Annotated in this window: 6 protein-coding genes; 3 read left to right on the top strand and 3 right to left on the bottom strand. The window is 70.9% G+C overall.

Translation table 11 applies throughout. The features are described 5' to 3' along the window. Position 1 precedes the first annotated feature (1 nt). Positions 2–1987 (top strand): acetoacetate--CoA ligase, encoded by a 1986-nt coding sequence (locus ACFYZA_RS37550; protein ID WP_388494832.1) that lies wholly within the window; start codon positions 2–4, stop codon positions 1985–1987. A 41-nt stretch (positions 1988–2028) separates the two neighbouring features. On the opposite strand, the gene ACFYZA_RS37555 is transcribed toward ACFYZA_RS37550, so the two are convergent. After that, a complete protein-coding gene (locus ACFYZA_RS37555) occupies positions 2029–3348 on the bottom strand; it encodes an aminotransferase class I/II-fold pyridoxal phosphate-dependent enzyme (protein WP_388494833.1) in 1320 nt (439 codons plus the stop codon). 45 nt (positions 3349–3393) lie between these two features. Here ACFYZA_RS37555 and ACFYZA_RS37560 point away from each other — a divergent pair, with 45 nt between their 5' ends. Further along, positions 3394–4668 (top strand): MFS transporter, encoded by a 1275-nt coding sequence (locus tag ACFYZA_RS37560; protein ID WP_388494834.1) that lies wholly within the window; start codon positions 3394–3396, stop codon positions 4666–4668. Between the two features lie 24 nt (positions 4669–4692). Then, a complete protein-coding gene (locus ACFYZA_RS37565) occupies positions 4693–5577 on the top strand; it encodes a hypothetical protein (RefSeq protein ID WP_388494835.1) in 885 nt (294 codons plus the stop codon). Positions 5578–5669: 92 nt separating this feature from the next. Here the strand turns inward: ACFYZA_RS37565 and ptsP are convergent, their stop codons facing one another. Together ptsP and ACFYZA_RS37575 are read right to left on the bottom strand one after the other, a co-directional pair. Then, positions 5670–7340, bottom strand: a complete 1671-nt coding sequence (ptsP, locus tag ACFYZA_RS37570) for a phosphoenolpyruvate--protein phosphotransferase (protein ID WP_382597863.1) — start codon at positions 7338–7340, stop codon at positions 5670–5672. An 81-nt stretch (positions 7341–7421) separates the two neighbouring features. Next, complete coding sequence (locus ACFYZA_RS37575; RefSeq protein ID WP_161244387.1) at positions 7422–7871, bottom strand: PTS glucose transporter subunit IIA; 450 nt, start codon at positions 7869–7871, stop codon at positions 7422–7424. Between the last annotated feature and the right edge of the window lie 492 nt (positions 7872–8363).

Genomic DNA, 8363 nt, shown 5'->3' on the forward strand with positions numbered 1-8363 from the left:
CATGACCTCAGCAGCGACCCCTCCGCAGCCCGCGCCCCTGTGGCAGCCGGACTCCGAACGCATCGCCGCCGCGCGGATCACCCGCTTCCAGGCTTGGGCCGCGGAGCGCTACGGGGCGCCGGCCGAGGGCGGATACCCGGCTCTCCACCGCTGGTCCGTCGCTGAGCTCGACACCTTCTGGCAGGCCGTCGCCACCTGGTTCGACATCCGCTTCTCCTCCCCGTACACCGCTGTCCTTGCCGATCGAACGATGCCCGGCGCCCAGTGGTTCCCGGGCGCCACCCTGAACTACGCGGAGCACGCGCTGCGCGCCGCCGAGGACCCGGCGCGGGCCGACGATCCGGCCCTCATCCACGTCGACGAGACCCATGAGCCGGCGGAGACCAGCTGGTCCGAACTGCGCCGCCAGGTCGGCGCCCTCGCGGCCGAGCTGCGTGCGCTCGGCGTGCGCCCCGGGGACCGGGTGAGCGGCTATCTGCCCAACGTGCCCCAGGCGGTCACCGCGTTCCTCGCCTCGGCGGCCGTGGGCGCGGTGTGGACCTCCTGCGCCCCGGACTTCGGCGCCCGCAGCGTCCTCGACCGCTTCCAACAGGTCGAGCCGGTCGTCCTGTTCACGGTCGACGGCTACCGCTACGGCGGCAAGGAGCACGACCGTACCGACGTCGTCGCGGAACTGCGCCACGAACTGCCCACCCTGCGCGCCGTCGTGCACATCCCGCTGCTCGGCACCCCGGCCCCCGAGGGCGCCCTCGAGTGGTCCGCCCTCACCTCGGGCGACGCGGCGCCGGTCTTCGAGCAGGTGCCCTTCGACCACCCCCTGTGGGTGCTCTACTCGTCCGGCACGACGGGCCTGCCCAAGGCGATCGTGCAGTCCCAGGGCGGCATCCTCCTCGAACACTTCAAGCAGCTCGGACTGCACTGCGACCTCGGCCCCGAGGACCGTTTCTTCTGGTACACCTCCACCGGCTGGATGATGTGGAACTTCCTCGTCTCCGGCCTGCTCACCGGCACCACCGTCGTCCTGTACGACGGCAGCCCGGGCTACCCCGGCACGGATGCCCAGTGGGGGATCGCGGAGCGCACCGGCGCCACCCTGTTCGGCACCTCGGCCGCCTACGTCATGGCCTGCCGCAAGGCCGAGGTGCACCCAGGACGGGACTTCGACCTCTCGCGCGTCAAGGGCGTGGCGACCACCGGCTCGCCGCTGCCACCCGACGGGTTCCGCTGGCTCCACGACGAGGTGCGCGAGGACCTGTGGATCGCGTCGGTCAGCGGCGGCACCGACGTGTGCTCCTGCTTCGCGGGGGCGGTGCCCACCCTGCCCGTGCACATCGGCGAGCTCCAGGCCCCCTGCCTGGGCACCGACCTCCAGGCGTGGGACGCGCAGGGCAGGCCGGTCATCGGCGAGGTCGGCGAGCTCGTCGTCACCAACCCCATGCCGTCCATGCCGATCCGCTTCTGGAACGACCCGGACGGCAGCCGCTACCGCGACAGCTACTTCGACATGTTTCCCGGCGTGTGGCGGCACGGCGACTGGATCACCATCACCGACCACGGCTCGGTGATCATCCACGGCCGCTCGGACTCGACCCTCAACCGCCAAGGCGTGCGCATGGGTTCGGCCGACATCTACGAGGTCGTAGAACGTCTCCCGGAGATCCGCGAATCCCTCGTCATCGGCCTCGAAGAGCCCGACGGCGGCTACTGGATGCCCTTGTTCGTGCACCTCGCCCAGGGCGCGGTGCTGGACGAGGCACTCCGTACGAAGATCAAGCAGGCGATCCGCGAACAGCTCTCGCCCCGCCATGTGCCCGACGAGATCATCGAGGCCCCGGGCGTCCCGCACACCCTGACCGGCAAGCGCATCGAGGTCCCCGTCAAGCGCCTCCTCCAAGGCACCGCCCTGGACAAGGCCGTCAATCCCGGTTCGGTCGACAACCTGGACCTGCTGCGCTTCTACGAGGACATCGCCCGCAAACGCGGCTGACCAACGTTCTGTACGCGCCTCTCAACCCCGCACGTGATCTCTCAACCCCCGTATGTGGCCTCGGACTCGCCCAGGACGCCGGCGAAGTCCGAGGCCAACAGGGCCGCCTCGGAGGCGTCCACCCCGGCCACCGTGATCCGTACCCCCGGGCCCGAGGCCAGGCGGAACCGGGCTCCGGCCGCCACCCACCAGCCGCGCGTGCGCAGCCCGTTGACCACCGCCGACTCGTCACGCACCGGCACCCACACATTCATCCCGCTCGCACCGTGCGCCGAAATCCCGCGCTGGGCCAGCTCCTTGACGAACGCCGCACGCCGCTCCCCATAGGTCTCCTCCGCGCGCCTCACCAATAGCTGAGCCGACGGGTCGTCCATCAAGGTCAGCACGGCCGCCTGCAACAGATGGCTGACCCAACCGGAGGTGAGCAGCAGCCGCCCGTCGTGCCGCGCCAGCGTCACCGGGTCGCACGCGGCGGCCGCCCACCGCAGATCGGTGCCCAGGTACTTGGTCACGGTCCGCACCTGCGCCCACCGCGAAAGCCCGCCACTGGTAAGGGAGTTGAGCTCGGCGCCGGCGATCTCGGCGGCGTGGTCGTTCTCGATCACCAGCACCTCGGGGAACTGCCGCAGCACCTCGACCAGCTCGTCGCGCCGCGCCGCGGAGAAACAGCCACCGTACGGATTCTGCGCCCGGGGACTGCACACGACGGCCCGCGCGCCGGCCCGCAGCGCCTGGCTCAGCTCCGACGGCCGCATCCCCTCGTCGTCCACGGCGACCGGGACGGCCCGCAGCCCCATCGCCTGGAGCAGATCGAGCAGGTGGTGGTAGCCGGGATCCTCCATGGCGACCGTGTCCCCCGGACGCAACTCCGTGGCCAGCAGCCGCGCGACGCAGTCGAGCGCGCCGTGCGCGAACGTCACGTGCCCGGCCGGCACCCCGGCCCCGTCGAACCAGGCGCGCACCCGCTCCTCGAGCTGGGGAAGCCGTGGTGTGGAGCGGTGCGAACGGGGCCCCGTCGAGGGCGCGGCGAGCGCCGGCAGGTCCGGCAGGAAGGCGGCATCGGGATGGCCACCCGCCAAGTCCCTGAGCCCGTCGGGCACTTTGGGCGGCCGGCGGGACGCGACGGAAGGCGCCGCGGCCACCACGGTGCCGCCGCGCCCGCGCGTGACGACCAGGCCGCGCCGCCGCAGCTCCTTGTAGGCGGTCGCGACCGTGCCGGGGCTCACCCCCAGCTCGTCGGCCAGCCTGCGCACGGGCGGAAGCGCGTCCCCGGGGCCAAGACCCCCGTCGGCGACCGCGCGTTCCACGGACGCGGCAATCCCCTTGGCTGTCGTACCAGCGATCGAATATTGTGTTGCCACGTAACAGATTATGTATCAATACATAATGTTGGTCAAGGGGGAGCAATGAGCTGGAGCCGCCGACGGGCCGCACTGTGGGAACGCGTCCCAGGAGGCCTCGACGGCCGCCGGATGCTGTCCGTCGCCTTCGTCGACCGGACGGGAAGCGGCCTCTGGGAAGCCGTCTCCGTCCTGTACTTCACCTACGTGGCCGGGCTCTCCCTCGCCCAGATCGGCACCCTGGTCGCCGCGTCCGGCGCCGTCGGCATCGCCGGCGCCCCCATCGGCGGCCGCATCGCCGACCGGCTGCCCCTGACCCGCGTCCTCGTCAGCCTCCAAATCGTGCGCGCCGCCGCGGCGTTCGCGCTGCTGACCACCGACAACTTCGCGCTGCTGCTCCTCTTCGCCTCGGTGGGCAGCTTCGGCGACCGCTCCGCCAACGTCCTCACCAAGCTGTACGCGGCCCGCATCGCGGGACCCGAGCGCGTGCGCTACCAGGCCGTCAGCCGCACCGTCGCCAACGCCGGCTGGGCGGTCGGCGGACTCGCGGCGGCCGGAGCCCTCGCCATCGGCTCCGCCTCCGCGTACGAATGGCTCCTGGCCGGCAACGCCCTCTCCTTCCTCGGCTCCGCCCTCATCACGGCACTCTGCGCCGAGCCCTCGGCGCCCTCGCGCACGGTCGCCAAGTCCGGCGAGCCCGCAGCCGGGCCGACCCTCACCAACCCCTGGCGCGACCGCCGCTACCTGGTTTTCGTGGCCACCGAAACCGTGCTCTTCCTGGACGACGCCGTCTTCAAGGTCGGCCTTCCCCTCTGGGCCGTCCACGCCACCGACGCCCCACACGGCCTCGTCCCGCTCCTCATGGTGATCAACAACGTGATGGTGGTGGGGCTCCAGGTGCCGCTCGCACGCTTCGGCACCACCACCCCTGCCGCCCGTCGGCTGCTCCTCCCGCTCTCCGCCACCTTCGCGCTCGCGGGCGTGGCCATCGCCGCCTCCGCGACCCACGGCGCCGGGGCCGCCACCGTCTTCCTCGTGGCCGCGACGATCGCCTTCACCCTCGCCGAGATCGTCCACGCCACCATCTCCTGGGAACTCTCCATCGCCCTCGCCCCCGACGAGGCGCAGGGCAGCTACCTCGGAGTGCACGGCCTGGCCCAGTCGGTCCAGCGCAGCGTCGGCCCCCTCGCCGTCACCGCGGCCATCGCGACCGGACCGGCCGGGTGGATCACGTTCGGCACCGTCATCGCCGGAACATGCCTGGCCCAGCACCGACTCGTCCGGCCACGGTTCCACCCGGCGCCACTGTCAGTGCCCTCGGTTACGGTGAGTGAGCATTGATCGACACCGCGCTCAGGGGGAAACATGGCGCACACCCATCACATCCGAGCCGTCCGGCGCACGCTCCGCCGTGAAATGCCGAGCACCGTCGGCCTGCTCGCCGACGCGCACGACTTCACGGCCATGACGAGATACCGGTCCTTCGTCTTCGACGACCACACGCTCTACCTCCGCCAGGTCGAAGGACTCCTCCGCTCACTCTCCGCCCAGGGCGCGCACACGACGGTCGCGCTCTTCGACCCGGACGAGTTCACCGAGTTCTGTACGTCGCGGGGCCTCGACCCGGACACCCCGGACAGCCGCACCCGCTTCACCGCCGAACTGGCGGCGGGCGGCGCCTGCGTCGCCTACGCGGGCCAGCCCATCGACAGCCTGGTCCCGCAGCTCATCAACAAGGCCGTCCGCAAAGCGACTTGGGAGTACGCGACACTGCTCCTGGCCGAGGCGGGGGACTGCGCCGAATGCGGCCAGGACATCGGCCGGGCGGCATTCGACCGCGCCTCACAGCTGCTTCTGAACCTGCTGGAGGCGGCCGGCCCCGGCACCCATCACCTGGTCTGCAGCATCCCCGCCCAGGAGGAGCAGCTGATCGCCGTCCTGCACGCGGAGCGCACGGCCTCCGATCCGGTACGCCTCGACGAGACCGACGCCGCCGAGTTCGTCACCGTCCTCGCCGCCGGCATCGCCCGCGACAGTGCCGGTGGCCTCGTCCTGCGCACGACCGAGGCGGGCACCCCGGACCGCCTGCACGGCTGGCGCCTGCAGCAGGGGCACCTCGATCCGCTGACCGAGGGCGAGGTGTTCAGTGCCTACTGCACCGACGCCGAAACCGGCGACCCGCTCGCGCCCGAACCCGGCGTCGAGTACCGCCCGGGGTTCCCCGTCGACCATCCCGACACCCACCACTGAGGGCACGCGAAAACCGAGGGGGCACGTGAGAGGGGCTCCCCGATCGCATCGCGACGGGAAGCCCCTCTCACACCGGTCTCACGACCATCCGGTCACTCGCCGGACAGCACCGCCTGCGCGGCCTTGCGCGCATCCTCGGCGGTGTCCGCGGCACGGGCCGCGGAAGCCGCACGCTCGCACTGGGCCAGCGTGTACTTCGCCAGCGTCGCGCGCACGTAAGGAATGGAAGCCGCACCCATCGAAAGGCTGGTGACACCGAGCCCGGTCAGGACACAGGCCAGCAGCGGATCGGAGGCAGCCTCGCCACACACACCACAGCTCTTGCCCTCGGCCTTGGCGGCCTCGGCGGACATCGAGATCAGGTCGAGCAGCGCGGGCTGCCACGGGTCCTGAAGTCGCGACACCGCGCCCACCTGACGGTCGGCGGCGAAGGCGTACTGCGCCAGGTCGTTGGTGCCGAGCGACAGGAACTCGACCTCCTGCAGGATCGAGCGGGCCCGGAGCGCGGCGGACGGAATCTCCACCATCGCGCCGAACTTCGCCTGAAGCCCCGCTTCCCGGCACGCGTCGGCGAACGCCTTGGCGTCGGTACGGTCGGCCACCATCGGCGCCATGACCTCGAGGTACACGGGCAGCCCCGCGGCGGCCTTGGCCAGCGCGGTCAGCTGCGTCCGCAGCACCTCGGGGTGGTCGAGCAGCGAACGCAGACCACGCACGCCGAGCGCCGGGTTGGGCTCGTCGGCCGGAGTCAGGAAGTCGAGCGGCTTGTCGGCGCCCGCGTCCAGGACCCGCACCACGACGCGCCCCTCGGGGAACGCCTCCAGCACCTTCCGGTACGCCTCGACCTGCTTCTCCTCCGACGGCGCCTTGGCGGAGTCGTCGAGGAAGAGGAACTCGGTACGGAACAGACCGACGCCCTCGGCGCCCGCCTCGACCGCCGCCGGCACATCGGCGGGACCGCCGACGTTCGCGAGCAGCGGCACCTTGTGGCCGTCCGAGGTGGCACCGGGGCCGGACGAGGCGGACAGCGCCGCCTTGCGCTCGGCGGCGGCCCGCTCCAACTCGGCCTGCTTCTCGGCGCTCGGGTCGACGAAGATCTCGCCGGTGCTGCCGTCCACCGCGACGAGCGTGCCTTCGGCCAGCTCACCGGCGCCGGGCAGGGCCACGATCGCGGGCACGCCGAGGGCCCGCGCCAGGATGGCGCTGTGGCTGGTGGGCCCGCCCTCCTCGGTCACGAAGCCCAGGACCAGCGCCGGGTCGAGCAGCGCGGTGTCGGCCGGAGCGAGGTCCCGGGCGATGAGCACGTACGGCTCGTCGCTGTCCGGCACGCCCGGCATCGGCACGCCGAGCAGGCGCGCCACGATCCGGTTCCGCACGTCGTCGAGGTCGGCGACGCGTCCCGCCATGTACTCGCCGGCACCCGCGAGCAGCTCGCGGTAGTGCGAGAACGCGTCGTACACGGCGCGCTCCGCGGTGCTGCCGACGACGATGCGCCGGTCGACGTCGGACATGAGCTCCGGGTCCTGGGCGATCATTGCCTGGGCCTCGAGCACGGCCTGCGCCTCACCGCCGGCCAGATTGCCACGCGCCATCAGGTCGGCTGCCACAGCTTCCACGGCCTGGCGGGCGCGCCCCTGTTCGCGCCCGTGGTCCGATGCCGGAATCTGCTTGGCCGGCGGCTCGAGAACCGCCGTGCCCATGTGCCGAACCTCGCCGATCGCCACACCGTGGCTCACGCCGACGCCTCGCAGCGTTGTCTCCATCTCACCCGTCTCCGATAGTCGCGGCGGTCGTTGCCGCCGCCGTTGTTGTCTGTCCAGCGCGCCGCCGTGGCGGCGCGGGCGTCACTGCCAGCTGAACAGCGCGTCGCCGGCCTTCACATCGCCGCTGTCGACGACATCGGAGAGAGAGTCGGTGGTGGCCTCAAGTGCCACGATGGGACAAATGGGGGACTTGCCGGCGGCCTCGACGGCGGCCGGGTCCCAGCGCACGACCTCCTGGCCGCGCGTCACGGTGTCGCCCTTGTTGACGAGGAGCTCGAAGCCCTCGCCGTTGAGCTGAACGGTGTCGATTCCGAGGTGCGTCAGCACACCGTGGCCCTCGCCGTCGACGACGACGAACGCGTGCGGGTGCAGGGACACAACGACGCCGTCAACAGGCGCCACGGCCGCCGACGGCTCACGTACGGGATCAATAGCGGTGCCGGGGCCCACCATCGCGCCGGAGAAGACGGGGTCGGGCACTGCAGCGAGCCCGATGGCCTGTCCGGCAAGTGGGGACATCACGCTAGTCATGGGGAGCCTCCCAGGGGCGGAGCTTCTAGTGTCGCCGTCACTACCTGTCCTGGACGGCGTACTGTTCAGAAGGGTAAGTCATAAGAAGTCCTAGTTCCGCACGACAGGTGCTGGTTGGCGGACCTAGGTGCACACCGGAAACGATTTGCCTCGACTCCCGGTGGCATGTACTGTCGTACTCCTGCCTGACCCCATCACGACACTGTGATTCGGCGGTCGGCGGCACCTACCAAGTCCCGATCCTAACCTGAATTTCCGATTCCGCATGCCTGCGGATCGGTGGTCGGGAAGACGGAAAAGACTTGCTAGAGTTTGAATCGCCGGAAAGGGAAACCCGAGAGGGAAAACCTGAAAGGCACCGAGGAAATCGGACACGAAAGAGTCTGATAGAGTCGGGACACGAAATACCGAAGGGAAGCGCCCGGAGGAAAGCCCGAGAGGGTGAGTACAAAGGAAGCGTCCGTTCCTTGAGAACTCAACAGCGTGCCAAAA

The organism is Streptomyces sp. NPDC001828, assembly GCF_042892175.1.
Lineage (GTDB): Bacteria > Actinomycetota > Actinomycetes > Streptomycetales > Streptomycetaceae > Streptomyces.